The sequence below is a fragment of the Sporosarcina sp. AD_1 genome, assembly GCF_057373025.1.
Genome location: NZ_JBPVIR010000003.1, coordinates 67,244 through 82,479, shown reverse-complemented (window position 1 = coordinate 82,479; position 15,236 = coordinate 67,244). Strand labels below are relative to the sequence as shown.

The 15,236-nt window shown below is 47.6% G+C and carries 17 protein-coding genes; 12 read left to right on the top strand and 5 right to left on the bottom strand.

Annotated elements, in window-relative coordinates; translation table 11 throughout:
• The first annotated feature begins 128 nt into the window (after window positions 1-128).
• The 5 genes from ACSW3C_RS06555 (at window position 129) to ACSW3C_RS06535 (ending at window position 3,261) form a co-directional block, all read left to right on the top strand.
• Window positions 129-1,076, top strand: coding sequence for a GNAT family N-acetyltransferase (locus ACSW3C_RS06555; protein WP_486561656.1), 948 nt, complete (start codon window positions 129-131; stop codon window positions 1,074-1,076).
• Window positions 1,064-1,768: a nucleotidyltransferase domain-containing protein gene (locus ACSW3C_RS06550; RefSeq protein WP_486561654.1), complete on the top strand. Its 705-nt coding sequence runs from the start codon at window positions 1,064-1,066 to the stop codon at window positions 1,766-1,768. The genes ACSW3C_RS06555 and ACSW3C_RS06550 overlap by 13 nt, the downstream gene beginning before the upstream one ends.
• A 39-nt stretch (window positions 1,769-1,807) precedes the next feature.
• Window positions 1,808-2,329 (top strand): NUDIX hydrolase, encoded by a 522-nt coding sequence (locus ACSW3C_RS06545; RefSeq protein ID WP_486561653.1) that lies wholly within the window; start codon window positions 1,808-1,810, stop codon window positions 2,327-2,329.
• The gene (locus ACSW3C_RS06540; RefSeq protein ID WP_486562107.1) at window positions 2,319-2,774 is read left to right on the top strand and encodes a GNAT family N-acetyltransferase; all 456 of its coding nucleotides are present in this window, start codon (window positions 2,319-2,321) and stop codon (window positions 2,772-2,774) included. Before ACSW3C_RS06545 ends, ACSW3C_RS06540 begins: the two co-directional genes overlap by 11 nt.
• Before the next feature lie 103 nt (window positions 2,775-2,877).
• A complete protein-coding gene (locus ACSW3C_RS06535; RefSeq protein ID WP_238079314.1) occupies window positions 2,878-3,261 on the top strand; it encodes a hypothetical protein in 384 nt (127 codons plus the stop codon).
• A gap of 90 nt (window positions 3,262-3,351) precedes the next feature.
• Here ACSW3C_RS06535 and ACSW3C_RS06530 read toward each other — a convergent pair whose 3' ends face one another.
• The 4 genes from ACSW3C_RS06530 to dacB form a co-directional block, all read right to left on the bottom strand.
• Complete coding sequence (locus ACSW3C_RS06530; protein WP_486561652.1) at window positions 3,352-3,615, bottom strand: hypothetical protein; 264 nt, start codon at window positions 3,613-3,615, stop codon at window positions 3,352-3,354.
• 369 nt (window positions 3,616-3,984) lie between these two features.
• Window positions 3,985-4,185, bottom strand: a complete 201-nt coding sequence (locus ACSW3C_RS06525) for a hypothetical protein (protein ID WP_486561651.1) — start codon at window positions 4,183-4,185, stop codon at window positions 3,985-3,987.
• A gap of 528 nt (window positions 4,186-4,713) precedes the next feature.
• Window positions 4,714-5,613, bottom strand: a complete 900-nt coding sequence (locus ACSW3C_RS06520; RefSeq protein ID WP_486561649.1) for a hypothetical protein — start codon at window positions 5,611-5,613, stop codon at window positions 4,714-4,716.
• A gap of 113 nt (window positions 5,614-5,726) precedes the next feature.
• Entirely contained in the window at window positions 5,727-7,202 is a 1,476-nt protein-coding gene (gene dacB / locus ACSW3C_RS06515; protein ID WP_486562105.1) for a D-alanyl-D-alanine carboxypeptidase/D-alanyl-D-alanine endopeptidase, read from the bottom strand.
• Window positions 7,203-7,423: 221 nt separating this feature from the next.
• Here dacB and ACSW3C_RS06510 point away from each other — a divergent pair, with 221 nt between their 5' ends.
• The 6 genes from ACSW3C_RS06510 (at window position 7,424) to ACSW3C_RS06485 (ending at window position 13,433) form a co-directional block, all read left to right on the top strand.
• Window positions 7,424-9,079 (top strand): DUF2207 domain-containing protein, encoded by a 1,656-nt coding sequence (locus tag ACSW3C_RS06510; RefSeq protein ID WP_486561647.1) that lies wholly within the window; start codon window positions 7,424-7,426, stop codon window positions 9,077-9,079.
• A gap of 198 nt (window positions 9,080-9,277) precedes the next feature.
• Window positions 9,278-9,976 (top strand): 5-oxoprolinase subunit PxpB, encoded by a 699-nt coding sequence (gene pxpB, locus ACSW3C_RS06505; protein ID WP_486561645.1) that lies wholly within the window; start codon window positions 9,278-9,280, stop codon window positions 9,974-9,976.
• Window positions 9,973-10,968: a 5-oxoprolinase subunit C family protein gene (locus ACSW3C_RS06500; RefSeq protein WP_486561643.1), complete on the top strand. Its 996-nt coding sequence runs from the start codon at window positions 9,973-9,975 to the stop codon at window positions 10,966-10,968. Before pxpB ends, ACSW3C_RS06500 begins: the two co-directional genes overlap by 4 nt.
• A gap of 11 nt (window positions 10,969-10,979) precedes the next feature.
• Window positions 10,980-11,750 (top strand): LamB/YcsF family protein, encoded by a 771-nt coding sequence (locus tag ACSW3C_RS06495; protein ID WP_486561641.1) that lies wholly within the window; start codon window positions 10,980-10,982, stop codon window positions 11,748-11,750.
• A gap of 37 nt (window positions 11,751-11,787) precedes the next feature.
• On the top strand, window positions 11,788-12,975 hold the full coding sequence (locus tag ACSW3C_RS06490) for an NRAMP family divalent metal transporter (RefSeq protein ID WP_486562104.1): 1,188 nt from the start codon (window positions 11,788-11,790) through the stop codon (window positions 12,973-12,975).
• 80 nt (window positions 12,976-13,055) lie between these two features.
• Window positions 13,056-13,433: a VOC family protein gene (locus tag ACSW3C_RS06485; RefSeq protein ID WP_486561639.1), complete on the top strand. Its 378-nt coding sequence runs from the start codon at window positions 13,056-13,058 to the stop codon at window positions 13,431-13,433.
• A gap of 41 nt (window positions 13,434-13,474) precedes the next feature.
• Here the strand turns inward: ACSW3C_RS06485 and ACSW3C_RS06480 are convergent, their stop codons facing one another.
• Window positions 13,475-14,194: a YebC/PmpR family DNA-binding transcriptional regulator gene (locus ACSW3C_RS06480; RefSeq protein ID WP_238079306.1), complete on the bottom strand. Its 720-nt coding sequence runs from the start codon at window positions 14,192-14,194 to the stop codon at window positions 13,475-13,477.
• A 252-nt stretch (window positions 14,195-14,446) separates the two neighbouring features.
• Here ACSW3C_RS06480 and ACSW3C_RS06475 point away from each other — a divergent pair, with 252 nt between their 5' ends.
• On the top strand, window positions 14,447-15,127 hold the full coding sequence (locus ACSW3C_RS06475; RefSeq protein WP_486561638.1) for a phosphoribosylaminoimidazolesuccinocarboxamide synthase: 681 nt from the start codon (window positions 14,447-14,449) through the stop codon (window positions 15,125-15,127).
• Window positions 15,128-15,236: the final 109 nt, after the last annotated feature.

Below are 15,236 nucleotides of genomic sequence, written 5' to 3'. Positions count from 1 at the left end.
CAATGTTAATCATCATCAACCAAACCCGTTAACATTCAAAGGCTGCTTATCTTTTTTTATCGAACTGTAGAAAAGGGCAGGGAAACGATCAGGCTTTATGGAATAAATAGACTAAAGGGGGAATTGATATGGTGATCGCAGAGAGAGAGAAGATTTCCATCCGGGAATTGATAGAAGACGACAAATACATAATGACCAAATGGCTATCAGACCCGGCAGTACTGCAATTCTACGAGGGACGTGATCGGCCTGCTGATTTGAAGCAGGTGGAGGAGGACTTTTTTGGCGAACCCGATGAAGAAACAAGGTGCCTGATCATGTACGATCATGAGCCCATCGGGTATCTTCAATTCTACCCGATTGAGAAGGAAGAACGAGAGCTGTATGGCTACGAAGCGGGTGAAGTCATTTTCGGAATGGACCAGTTCATTGGCGAAACGGACTTCTGGAATCGTGGCATTGGTACGCAGCTTGTCCAAATGGTTGTCGATCATCTGATCAATGAACTTCATGCGAAACGAGTTGTCATGGACCCGCAAACCTGGAATGAACGTGCGTTGCGGTGTTATGAAAAATGTGGATTTCGGAAAGTGAAACTGCTGCCAAAGCGGGAGTGGCATGAAGGCGAGTTTCGGGACTGCTGGCTAATTGAATATGCAGCGAAGGCTAGGGACCGGGCTGCTGTCGTCATAGAGTTGGAGGGACAGTTGGCGCTCATCAAGAGGAAGAAAAGTGGCCAGGAATATTACGTGTTCCCTGGCGGGGGAATTGAGCCGGGAGAAAGCCCCGAACAAGCAGCCAAGCGGGAAGCATTTGAGGAACTGGGCGTGGAAGTGGAAATAGGAGAACGCGTCGGCCAAATTGAATACAACGGTACACAGCACTTTTTCCGGGCAGCTATCCGAGCCGGAACATTTGGAACGGGCACAGGCGAGGAATATGGAGCAGCACGCAATCGGGGAACCTATGAGCCGATGTGGGTGCCGATCGAAAGGCTGGACTCTCTTGATATTCGTCCGCATAGCATAGTGAAGGCCATACAAGCTGGGAAGAGGGAGACGACATGGAACGAGTAGATGCTTTGAAAGCAGCTCAACTGTTTATTCATCAATACTATCCGGATTGTACAGCCGCCCTGCTTGCAGGCAGCGTTGTACGGGGGGAAGCGACAGATACATCCGATTTGGACATCATCGTGTTCGATGACCATAAGGGGCCGTTTCGGGAATCGATTATCGCTTTTGATTGGCCGGTTGAAGTGTTTGTCCATAATAAGACCTCTTATCAATCGTTTTTAGATTCCGACATCGGGAGAGCGAGGCCATCTTTACTGCGCATGATTTCCGAAGGCATTGTTCTTGTTGATTCGGAGCTTGTTCAAATCGTTAAGCAGGAGGCCGATGAATTGTTAAAGAAAGGGCCTGCACCGTGGAGCGAACAGACGGTGAGAACGAAGCAATATATGCTGACAGACGCCTTAGATGATTTTCAAGGTTCGACGGATGAAGCAGAAGCGATTTTCATCGCGAATACACTTGCTGATCGACTGCATGAGTTTATCCTGCGCACGAATGGAAGATGGATTGGTGACTCCAAGTGGGTCGTTCGAGCGATGCGTGAATTCGACCCGGTATTCGCTGAAAGGTTTGTAACGGTGTTTGATGAATATTATCGCTCGCGGAATAAGTACGCAGTCATCGAGTTGGTGGAGGAAGTGTTAGCCCCTTTTGGCGGTCGGTTATTTGAAGGGTATTCGGTAGGGAAGTAAAGGAGCGGTCAGAGGGAACGAGAAATAGGAGGTGCAGAGATGACTTCGATTTCAGTTGATTGGTATGGGCATATCGTCCAGCTGACGTTTATGCGGCAGCTGATGCCGGAACGTGAATTGATTACGAGTGTGCACGCATTCTGCTTCCATGAGGAACAGCTGCTAATTGTGAATTTGAATGATCGGGGTTGGGATTTTCCAGGCGGCCATATAGAAAAGGGAGAAACCACCGAAGCGTGCCTCGAGCGGGAAGTGCTGGAAGAGGCTTATGTGAGAGGACCATCCCGTCTCCTCGGCGCCATAGAAGTGAATCATGATGCGAATCCACTGTGGAATGAATCAAGCCCCTATCCTAAAGTAGGCTATCAGTTGATGTACCGGATGAATATAACAGAATTCCTCCCCTTTGCGGGTGAACATGAATCGACCGAACGGCTGCTGATAAAACCTGAGGAAGTAGCCGACTATTATACAGACTGGCATGAAGTGTATGAAGAGGTTATGGAGGAGGCGAAACGGCATGCAGATCGAGCCTGTACAACCGAAACATATGGAAATTAGAAGGCTGGGCAACGCAGAGACGCCGCCTTATGACTTGCTGTTGCTTGCGGACCCCTCTTTGGTACTCGTCGAAAGATATTTGAAGGAAGGCGAGTGTTTCCTCTATGAAATGGATGGAGAAATCATCGGTGTCTTCGTCCTTCTCATGCTGAATCCTGAGACTGTGGAAATTAAAAACATTGCAGTAAGTGAAGCCATGCAAGGAAAAGGAATTGGCAAACAGCTGGTGCAGGCAGCAATACGGCTGGCTGATGAAATCGGCTATCGTAACGTTGAAATCGGCACAGGCAATTCAAGCGTGAACCAGCTGGCTCTGTATCAAAAATGTGGATTCCGGATCGTCGAAATCATTCATGATTTTTTCACGTTTCATTACAAGGAAGAGATTGTAGAGAACGGAATTGTGTGCCGGGATATGATCCGACTGCGAATGGAGCTGTCGTAAGAGAGAAAGCCGAGCGAGGGGAACTGACACAAATATGTCGGATGACAAAAGCTGCATCGCCACGTACGCTAAAAGTAACATAATGCGTGAGAGGTGGATTGTCATGAAACGTCTACTGGCAGCAGCCGTTCTGTCCGCGATCGTATTGACGGGATGTTCCTATGAGTATGCAAATGAAGACGGATACCGGATGGCCGTGATCAATGAAGGATTCCCGGTCCCGAAAAATGCGTATGAAGTAAAACCGGAAGACTGCACAACGGAAATTGCGAAATCAGCCAAATACAAACTGAAAAATATCGGTGACGCCGAAGGAACACCGCCCGCCGAATACTTGGCCGAAATCGAAAAGTGGGGTTGGACGGAACTGACGGATAAACGGATTGGCAATACTCATTACTATGAAAAAGAGGGCAAAATCATCTCCCTCATCATACAGAAAAATGTATTTGATGTGTTTGAAATGAGTGACGACGTGGATTTGTGAGTGGAGCAGAGAGCATTGGGGTAATGTCGGAGAGGTTTGATTGTTAAAATTTGAGTTTGAAGTTTGAACGGGGATAAACTAGGCTGAACGTCAGAAAACCGGAACGAACGCCAGAATCCGTGGTCGAACGCCAGAAAACCGGAGCGAACGCCAGAATCCGTGGTTGAACGCCAGAAAACGGGAATGAACGCCAGAATCCGCGTCTGAACGCCAGAAAGCCGGAGCGAACGCCAGAATCCGTGTCTGAATGCCAGAAAGCCGGAGCGAACGCCAGAATCCGTGGTTGAACGCCAGAAAACCGGAGCGAACGCCAGAACCCACGGGTGCCCGCCAAAAATCTTGGTTACCCGCCAAAACCTCGAGCACTCCGCCAAATAATGAGGTTGAGCGCCAAATAGTGAGCTGCACGCGCCAAATAATAGAGTTTATTGCCAAATTCCTATACGATGCGCCAAATCACATGGCGATACGGAAAAATCAGCTGCCATCCCAAGAGCTCACCCCGTGAAGCGAGAGAAAACGCTGAAACGAAAAAAGGCACCCCGTTGAACTGTAACGGGTGCGGTTGATGGGGAGAAAATGCAAAAACTCACACCAATTAGCAACTGAATTAGCGTATGATTAGCATCTAAATTAACAGTATAAAAAGCAAAAAATGCCCAGGTTATTATGCCTGTGCATTTTTTCATGTCCTATCTTTTATTTGCATTTGGAGTATAGTTATTAAGGCTTTAAAAAATGTGCCAGAACAGGCAGTGTAACTACTACAAATACACTTTGGAAAAATGTCAAAATAATATCCCTTACCCAAGACCTTTTTTCAGAGGTGCGATTTGCTAATCTTTGAAACACAAACAAAGCAGTCCACCAAATCATGAAAGAAACAAAGATAAAATTAAAACTACCGTAATAATCAATGTACAACTTAATTACCTCCTTCTTTCAACTAAATGGTTCCGTTTGTTGAATAAGCCGTCCTTTTATCATCTATTTTAGCACATAGCCCCTTGTATTTTTTGATTCTATAGATTATTAAGAAATTAATTATAAAAATTGTATTTCAATCTCCCCTAAACAAGCTTTTTAGCATTGCAATTAGCAGGTGTGCACATAAAATTATGTGCAGTTGTTAATTCGATTGCCAATTGTATTGCGATTTTCTATCGATAATCGCCTCAAACATTAATATAACAACAAAAAAGGGGACACCAATTCATATGCGAATTGTGTCCCTAAACACTGTGTTTTTTACTGTTTTCTCCCCATCAACCGAACCTGTTAGTCGAACTTGGATGCCTTCTTTTTTATCTCCTCATTTTCCTCACCAATAACGCGGTTCCTAAGCTGAATAGCACGAGGAATAGGATGCCGGATGTGAGTAAGTTAACAGGTGTTAAGAGGCCGAATGCGAGTGCGATAAAAGACAATAGGATGAGCAGATAGGCCATGTCGTCACGAACCGAGGAGGCCGAATGCGTGCAAGACTCTTACATGGTCAAGGGTCAAGACGCCGCTCCATTCCATTTTCGCTTGTTGGAACTCTTCCTCGAACTGTCTCCACGCCCATGCCGGTTTCCAGCTGCCGTCCTCGTCTTGCGTGGAGAGGAGGTGCTCGATGTTTGCCGGGATGCTGTCTTTGAACAAGTCGGCAAAAGGGGAGTCCGGCGATGATACGATCTGCAAAGGAAGTAGGCAATAGCCGCTCCATTTGTCGGGATTTGTAGTGACGTTGGCGACAAGTAGTTCGTTTACTTTGCCTGCGATTCTGGTTGCTTCAGGTTCCGGCAGTGCATTCATCATCTTCGCGATACATTGGATTTCGTGATGGTCGCTTGCAGTTAATTGGCAAACATAGTCCACGGCGTAGGTGGTCAGTTTGCTGAGTAAATCCTCTGGAACTAGCGTTTTATACTGGTGGAGCAGGCCGATCATTTCAGCGCTTGGATTGCCCCAAGGCCAGTCCCCGCCGTAATTCCACCAAATCGCGCGAGGGGCGGTTTCGACTTCTTTCGGGACGATTTCCCAGCCCATGCGCTCTTCGTCAAATGTTTCGAGCACATAGTGAATCGCGCGTTGAACCATCTCGTTGGATGCATCGGCTCCAAGCGAAACCAGATGCCGCAGCCCGATTGTCGTCGCCAGTGCGGAGGATGCGGAGCATCTGAAATCGGGTTCCAGGCCGTTGCCAAATCCGCCGTCCTCATTTTGATATTTCTTTAGTTCCTCCATTACCTGTTCCGCCGAGCAGTTTTCAAACTCATATTCATACAATGCGCGCTCCAACGGTCTTGCCTGTTCTTTCAAAAAGGCGGTTGCCCGTGTCTTTGTTTCGCTTGCCAGCTGATTTTCCATGCTTCCCACATCCCCATTCCCATGATGCTGTACTACTTCTCCCTTATGTATGAAATTTCCTGCCAGAATGAAAAAAGCATTCCATCGGTTGGATGGAATGCCCGCAGTATTACTTAGAAATCATGATCAGCCAACGTCTTGGCAATGGAATCCTCGATCGGTGTGACCGGGCCGTTGACGTAGTTATTAATCATGACGGAGAAAATCAATTCTGTGCCGTCTTTCGCTGTCACATAGCCGGTTAATGTAGAGACGCCGGTAATGGAGCCTGTCTTTGCTTTCACATTTCCAGCAGCTGCGCTTCCGCCCATCCGGTTGCGGAGAGTGCCGCCGATCATACGGTCTTCATTGCCAGCGACAGGCAACGCGGCTTCGAATGCAGGGAACCAGCTTTTATCTTGAATGCGATAGAGCAATGTCGATAAGTCATCGGCAGAGACGAGATTTTTATGCGACATGCCGGAGCCGTCCCGTAAGACGATGGAGTCGGTATTCAGACCGAAACCTTTCAGTGTGTTCTTCATCACGTCTAACCCGGCATCCCAGCTTCCGTCGCCTGCTTTCACTCTTCCCATTTCTTTCACGAGCGTTTCGGCGTGTCCGTTATTGCTCAGTTTCATGAAAGGGATGTATAGATCCTTCAGTGGCATGGACTTCTTCGTTGCAAGAACGGTAGCGTTAGCTGGAGCTACACCTGTTTTTACTTTCCCATTGCCAATCAATTGAATGCCTTGCTCCTTCAGTGATTTGTGGAAGACATCCAATGTAAGCCCTGTCGGTTCCCAAACAGCTGTCCACGAGCGTGAATTCGTGCCGTCTACCGGAATGTTGCCCTCAATGAAGATACGGTTCGTCCCGTGTTCCCGCTCAATGGAAATGGTTTTCTTCTCGTCTTTCCCAACCGTCTTTGCGTTGTTGACGATTTCCACGTAATCCGTGGCTGGAGTGACTGACACTACGGATGGCTCGCCCGCCTTTGCAGCCGCCTTCACTTCTACGATGACAGTTCCAGCATCATAATCATCATTCGGTGAAAGGGTCAAAGCGGAGACTTGCGCGCCGACGTAGTTATGTTCATCAGACCAGTTCAAATCCTGGGAATAGCGGACGTTATCGTACCAGCTATCGTCTGCGACTAAATCGCCGTTGATTTTCTTAATGCCTTGCGCTTTTAATTGCTTTGCAAATTCATCGAGATCTTCTTTCAGCAAGGTCGGATCGCCTTTACCTTTCAAGTAGAGCGTTCCTTTCAGCTGGCCGCCCTTCACTTCGCCGTCCGTCAGCACTTCTGTAGAGAACTGATAATCGGGACCAAGAACGTCCATGGCTGCTGATCCGGTTAATAATTTCATATTGGACGCGGGACGAAGTCGGATGTCCCCAAATTGGGAATAAACGATGTCGCCAGTCGAACGGTTACGGACTGTGACGCCAGTAATTCCGCCGGCCAGTTTCGGATCTTGCAGAATGGTATCAAGTTTCTTTTCTAAGGAGGTGGATTCTATGGTGGAGCTGGAAGTCAAAGTTGAGGATGCCACTGCTGTCTGTTGGGTTTCGTAGGCGACTGGCGAGAGGATGATGGCTGCCATCGCTGCGGTGAGAAATGTTCGTTTCCCCCATTGTTTCTGTTTTGTCACATTTTGCACGTCCTTTCATTTTTCATTTATTTTACTACAGACTAACAAGCTCTAGGTTGATTACTTACAGAAAATTAATAATTGATAAATAAGAACCACTGACAGCTAGTCCTTTTGTTCGTAAATTGAAACTTCTCCATGACTATTCCGTAAAGTAAATAGAGGTGATTTCTATGAAGTGGATGAAATGGATTGCTTTTGTAGCATGTTTCTTGCTGTTGCTGCCTATACAAGCCCAAGCGGTCGATTTTTCAATAAAAGGCGCGACCATTGATGCCTATTTGAAAGAAACCGGCGACGTAGAAATTGTCGAACGGTATGAGTATGACTTTGATGGAAAATTTAATGGCGTGACGCGAGGAATTGTCACGAAACCTGGAACGTCCATCGACTCATTTCGCGCTTTTGAAAATGGAAAGGCGCTGAAGGTTGAGAAGGAGAATCAGCTCTTTAAGATTTATCGGAAGGGCAAGGATGAAAACATTCTAGTCGAGTTGCAATACACGATTATCAATGGCGTAGAGAAATATGAAGACGGTGCACAGTTCTTCTGGGCCTTTTTCGATAAAAACAATGAGTCTTCTTATGATGAGATGATCATAAAAGTCCATCCACCAAGTCCGGAAAAGCCGATTGATTATTTGGGGTACGATAGAGCGTACCAAACTGGTTCAGTTCAACAAGACGGAAGCATCTTATTCAGCTTAGGGGAGGTTACATCTGAAACATCGGCGGATGTGCGGGCCATCTATCCGGCTTCTTTATTCCCGCAGGCAAAGGAAGTGCCCGGCTCAGGTCTCCGTAAGCTCGAAGAGGATCGGCAACAATTCATTTTGAAGGCAGAACGGCGCGAGCAGATGAAAACGATTTTGACTGCTGTACTCATTGGCTTGACAGGTCTGCTGGTTTTACTCGCCTTTTCGGCGTACTTGAAGAGACGCGCTCAGTATCGATACGCGATGGAACAGCTGGCTGGAAGAGGCTTTGGCATTCCGGATGACCGGCTCAGCATACCGGCAGCGATATTCTTCACCCAGGATGGCAACTTGAAGCCGGAGGCCATGTCAGCTGCTTTGCTCGATCTCGTAAGGAAAGGGAATGTCCGGCAAGCAGCTGAGGACCATTTTGAATTGATTCGTCCTGATGCAGAGCTGCCGCATGAACAGCGGCTCATCAAGCTGCTGTTTCACGAAATCGGCGATGGCAACATGTTCACGGCAGATATGCTAAAGAAGTATATGGAACAGGCCAAGAATATAGAAGCTTACAGTGCTGAAAAAACTTCATGGGTGCAAGAAATTAAAAATGAGGTAGATCAAGCAGGGCTTTATGCCAATCGAGGTGCCTACCGGTCCGGTTTATGGCTGCTCGCGTTAGGTTATGTGGCTCTGACAGTCCTGTCCATTGTGTATGAAATCTTTCCATTATTGATCGGAACGATTATTCTTACATTTGCCTCAGCATTGCTTGCTGCATTCTACAAGCCCCGGAGCGTGGAAGGGCATGAAGTGGCGATCCAGTGGAAACAGTTCCTCGCTGATTTTGACTATGCGAAGTGGCAAGGTCTCCCGCAGGAAGACAAAATTCGCTCCTACTTATATGGCGTAGGGATAGGAGATGCTACTTTGACTGCGAAAGCCAATCCCTTTGAACATGCGGATGAGTCAGCTTATCAGCGACGTACGGATTCGGCGGTTCTCTATAATCCAATGTTCATGGCAACGTCGTTTTCTCAGGCAAACGAAACGGCTACCGCCCATTTAAGCAGTACCTCGTCATCTTCAACCTCTTCCAACAGCGGAAGCGGCGGAGGATCTGGCGCGTTTTGAATATAGCTGTCTCAACTTAGTTGAGGCAGTTATTTTTGTGTGGAAATAAACCCGATATCTATTAGAAGGAAATGCCGGTTCTCCTTTCATACTTTTGATGAAAAGATAGTATTTTCGAACAAATGTTGAAATCTGTTAATTATCCGGTAGAATGAAATAGATTAGGTAGTCGAAATCTGTCGAAGGGAGTGAGCGGTGATGGAATATACGCTATCTCCATTAGGTGATCAGGCGGTTGTCATTGAGGTGGACCGTGATATTAGCATAGAAGCACAGGATAAAGTGCTGGCTGTGTCGGCGCGTTTGGAGGAAACGGCACCTGAGTGGATGGTGGAAGTCGTTCCTGCCTATACGTCAGTGACTGTATTTTACCGGCTTGGCGTGTTCGTAGAGGGAAATCCATATGCAGAGGTTTGTAAGCGGATTCATGAAGTTTTGACCGGTGTCGAGGTCAGTCGCGCAGCAAGTCCAAAAACGGTTCGGATACCAGTACTCTATGGCGGAGAATGGGGGCCGGACTTGGAGTTTGTTGCACAGCACAATGGATTAACGCCCGAGGAAGTCATCTCCATCCATTCCTCGGGAGAGTATCTTGTACATATGATCGGATTTGCTCCAGGTTTTCCTTTCGTTGGCGGCATGTCCGAGAAGATTGCGGCACCGCGAAGAAAGACGCCGCGCTTGCGCATTCCGGCACGCACCGTCGGCATCGCGGGGAAGCAGACGGGCGTGTATCCGATAGAGACGCCAGGTGGCTGGCAGTTGATCGGCCGGACGCCGCTTGAACTATTTCTTCCGGAACAGGAACCTCCCAGCTTGTTAGCGGCAGGGGATCGAATCGAATTTTATCCGATTTCGCAAAAGGAATACGAAGATTTGCGAGGTGGGCGGCCATGATTACGGTGAGAAAGGCTGGATTAAATGACACGATTCAAGACCTAGGGCGGTTCGGCTATCAGAAATATGGAGTAGTAACGAGCGGTGCAATGGATGCTTTCGCTCATCGGGTTGCCAACTTGCTTGTCGGAAATGAAGAAACGGAAGGTACGCTTGAAATGACGTTAGTCGGTCCGTCTCTCTATTTTGAAGAAAATGCGGTTATTGCGCTCTGTGGAGGCGAATTGTCCGCTTCGATAGAAGGTAAACCGATACCGATGTGGAAACCGGTATTTATTCAAAAAGGGACAGAGTTGAAAATGGGTCCGGCTGTAGCCGGTTGCCGGATGTACCTGGCGGTAGCGGGTGGATTTGAAGTGCCACTTGTAATGGGCAGCCGCTCCACGTACTTGAAAGCTGAAATAGGTGGCTGTGAGGGGCGTGCTCTGAAGAAAGGTGACAGGCTCCACATCAAGGCGAGGAAGGGACAGGCTGAACGGATTTATTCTCGATTGGAATGCGAGGCATGCTGCATACAGTCGACTGACTGGACGATTACGAACAATGTGCTGCCTGCACTCACAGATCAATACGAAATTAGGGTAATCAAAGGTCGCCAATACGATTTGTTCTCTGAAGAAAGCAGGAGGCTCTTTGAGACGGGCCAATTTGCCGTCAGTTCACAATCCGATCGAATGGGCTATCGATTGGCTGGGCCTTCACTGCGTTTGGAGGAGGAGCAGGAATTGATTTCTGAAGCGGTGTCCTTTGGCTCGATTCAAGTGCCGGCAGATGGGAATCCGATCATTTTAATGGCGGATCGGCAGACGACCGGAGGATATCCGAAAATTGGACAAGTGGCTTCGGTAGATTTGAGTCTGGTCGCACAAGCGAGACCTGGGAATTACTTGACCTTCCGGGAAATTTTACTCGAGAAGGCGCAGGAATTATATCTTCGCAGAGAAAAGAACATTCAGGAACTGAAAACAGGAATCGCAATGAAATTTCGATAGGAGGTTTTAGCGTGGAGTACAAAGTAGATTTGAATTGTGATATGGGGGAAAGCTTTGGCACCTATCAGATGGGGAACGATGCAGACATTTTGGAGACGATTTCTTCCGCCAACATTGCCTGCGGATTCCATGCGGGCGATCCGGCGACGATGCGGAAGACTGTCCAGATGGCGCTGCAGAAGAATGTTGGAATCGGCGTCCATCCGGGCTTGCCGGATTTGACAGGGTTCGGCCGCCGCGAAATGGCGATCACACCGGATGAGGCATTCGATCTCGTCGTCTATCAAATTGGGGCGCTCTATGGCTTTGTCCGGGCGGAAGGCGGTGTGTTGCAGCATGTAAAGCCGCACGGGGCGCTTTATAACATGGCGGCAAAAGACGCTGCGCTATCGGATGCGATTGCTCAGGCTATATATAAGGTGGATCCGGAATTGATTCTCTTTGGATTGGCTGGCAGTGAACTCGTTTTAGCGGGGGAACGGATTGGCTTGAAAACAGCCAATGAAGTTTTCTCCGACCGGACCTACCAAGCGGACGGATCGCTGACGTCCCGGCGGAAATCAAACGCACTCATTACCGATCATGCGATTGCCATCCGGCAGATCGTCAAGATGGTGAAGGAAGGTAAAGTGCAGGCGACTGACGGAACAGAAGTGGCCATTAAAGCGGACACGATCTGCATCCATGGGGACGGGAAGACTGCGCTTGAGTTCGCGCGGCAAATACCGGGTGCATTACGTGAGGAAGGTATCGAAATAAACAAAATCAGCAGCTTCTTATAATGAAAATGGGGTGGGGCATGTGAACGCAAAAGCGATAATGAAAAAACAAAACAAAGGGGTTTTGCTCGGTGCCGCTTTCTTAATGGCGACGTCTGCGATCGGTCCGGGCTTTTTAACACAAACTACGTATTTTACGGAGACGCTTCTCGCGAGTTTCGGTTTTGTTATCTTAATTTCAATCCTCATTGATATCGGTGCACAAATGAATATATGGCGGATTATCGCTGTATCAGAGAAAAGGGCACAAGATATTGCGAATGATGTGTTTCCGGGGCTTGGATTTCTGCTCGCAGCGCTAGTCGTGGCGGGAGGTCTTGCATTCAATATCGGCAACATTGGAGGCGCGGGGCTCGGCACAAATGTGTTATTCGGAATGTCGCCTGAAATTGGTGGCCTGCTCAGTGGATTATTGGCGATCGGCATTTTCATTGTCCGGGAAGCGGGGAAGATCATGGACCGCTTCGTGCAAATACTAGGGTTTGTCATGATCGGTTTAACACTCTTTGTCATGTTTAATGCAGTTCCACCGGTCGGTGAAGCGGTCACACGGACATTTGTACCGGCTGAGATCAGTTTGATTGCCATTGTGACACTTGTTGGGGGAACAGTAGGCGGCTATATCACATTTGCGGGTGGGCATCGTTTAATCGACGCCGGCGTTAAAGGAAAAGAAGCGCTGCCGGAAGTGACAAGAAGCTCAATTTTTGCGATTCTCATTGCATCGCTCATGCGCATCCTGCTCTTTCTTGCGACGTTAGGTGTCGTCAGTAAAGGGCTTGCGCTCGATCCGGCCAATCCGCCAGCATCCGTCTTCCAATTGGCGGCAGGCAATGTCGGTTATAAGATTTTTGGCGTCGTCATGTGGTCGGCTGCCATTACGTCAGTCGTCGGCTGTGCGTATACATCCGTTTCGTTCATCCGGACATTCCATCCGAAACTGGAGAAGCATTATAAGTGGATCATCATGGCGTTCATCGCTATCTCGACGCTTGTCTTTATTATCATCGGAAGACCAGTGAAGATATTGATTCTCGTGGGGTCGTTGAATGGTCTTATTTTACCTCTGGCACTTGGCGTTATGCTTGTGGCAGCGTATCGCGTTAAAATTGTCGGTGACTATAAGCATCCTCTTTGGATGACTATTTTTGGGTTGATTGTCGTCGTTTCGATGGGCTACATGGGAATTTATACGTTAATTAATGATATCCCGAAGCTATTTCAATAAAGGATCAGTACAAAAAAGGATATTCTCCTTTCCCTGACGAATGTAAGCAGGAAACAAACAGTTGCTTGGAGGGAACCAGGATGATTCAAAAACTAGGGCAAGTGATGGTATATGTGAACGATCAAGAAAACGCTAAGAAGTTTTGGACAGAAAAAGTCGGGTTTCATGTGTTGGCTGATGAAACGGCAGGACCGATGAGATGGATTGAGATCGCTCCCACGCAAGATTCAGAAACGAGTCTGGTTCTTCACGACAAGGAAGCCGTTGCCCGCATGTCGCCAGGCTTGCATCTAGGCACGCCTTCCCTCTTATTCTATACAGACCGCTTGGAACAGCTTCGCAGCCAGCTGTTGGAACAACAAGTGACAGTTGGAGAAATAATGGACATGCCATCGGGCAGGACATTTAATTTCGCGGATGAAGAAGAGAACTATTTTGCTGTAATGGAAATGAAGTGAAAAAAACCGCCTTTCAAAAGAAGGGCGGTTTTACTTTTGCCTTATTCACCTAAATCGACGTTATGATAGACTTGTTGAACGTCTTCCAAGTCTTCCAGGGCATCTATCATTTTCTCGAATTGTGCTTGTGCATCCGGGTCTAATGTGACGTCGTTTTGCGCGAGCATTGTTAGTTCGGCGACAGAGAATTCTGTAATGCCGGCATTCTTGAAAGCTTCTTGCACTGCATGGAATTGATCTGGCTCTGCATAGACGATGACCGTCTCTTCTTCTTCCATAATGTCACGGACTTCAACATCCGCTTCCATTAGAAGCTCCAGAACGTCATCAGCTGTTTTTCCTTCCAGTGCGAATACCGCAGTCGCATCGAACATGTAAGCAACTGATCCGCTGACGCCCATGTTGCCGCCATTTTTTCCGAAGGCTGCACGTACTTCAGAAGCTGTGCGGTTGACGTTGTTGGTCAACGCATCAACGATTACCATGGAGCCATTTGGTCCGAAGCCCTCGTATCGAAGCTCATCATAGTTCTCTTCCGCTCCGCCTTTCGCCTTCTCAATGGCACGGTCGATGATCGCTCTAGGGACATTATATGTTTTCGCGCGTTCCACTACCATTTTGAGCACTTGGTTCAATTCCGGATCCGGTTCGCCTTGTTTTGCTGCTACATAAAGTTCACGTCCGAACTTAGCGTAAATACGGCTTGTATTTGCATCTTTGGACGCTTTTTTCTCTTTAATATTATTCCATTTACGGCCCATCGTTACCACTCTCTTTCGATATGAGCTTAAAATTCTTCCAACTCACTGAGTTGAATAAAGTAATCGAGTTATTATACACCTTTGGGGGGAATGAAGACAAGAGAAACATTCGGATACTTCGGTTATTGACGGGTGAGTTGGCAAGCAGGAGGGGGAGCGTTTGCTAGATGGCAAGTTTCCCTTTTTATCAGCAATAAAGTGCATTATACTAAGAGTGGCACTGCATTTTCGAAATAGAAAGGAAACGTGGGCATGAATCTTGTATATCAAGGCAAGACGAAAGATGTGTATCAGTTGGAAGACGGCAATGTTCTTTTGAAGTTCAAAGACGACGTGACTGGTGAGGATGGGGTATTTGACCCTGGCGCCAACACGGTAGGATTGACGATTGAAGGGGCAGGGCAATCCGGTCTTCGCATGACAAAGTTTTTCTTTGAGAAATTGTCGGAGAAGGGAATACCAACCCATTACGTGGATGCGGATATCGATGAAGTTCAAATGACAGTGAAGCCGGCAACTGTATTCGGAAAAGGGTTGGAAGTTATTTGCCGTTTTCGGGCAGTCGGCAGCTTCTTGAGAAGGTACGGCGCCTATTGCGAAGAAGGGCAGCCGCTCGATGCATTTGTTGAAGTGACAATCAAAGATGACGATCGCAACGATCCTCCGATCACCAAAGATGCGCTCGCGCAACTTGGCATTTTGACTAACGAGGAATATGACATTTTGGAGCCATTGACGAAACAAATAGCGACTGAAGTGAAGGATATTCTCGCTGGCAAAGGGCTTGACTTATATGACATCAAACTTGAATTTGGCCGGGATGCACAAGGGAACATCATGCTTATCGATGAAATTTCTGGCGGCAATATGCGGGTTTATCAAGAAGGTACATATATTCCTCCTTTGGAACTTGAAAAATTAGTACTGGCATAATACTGTATCGTCGCTCTTCCAATCGGAAGGGCGGCGTTTTTTTTTGTGGTTTTATTTACCACTCATAAACTTTAAGAAATAGGGCAATTCTTGGCAGGACAAGACATCT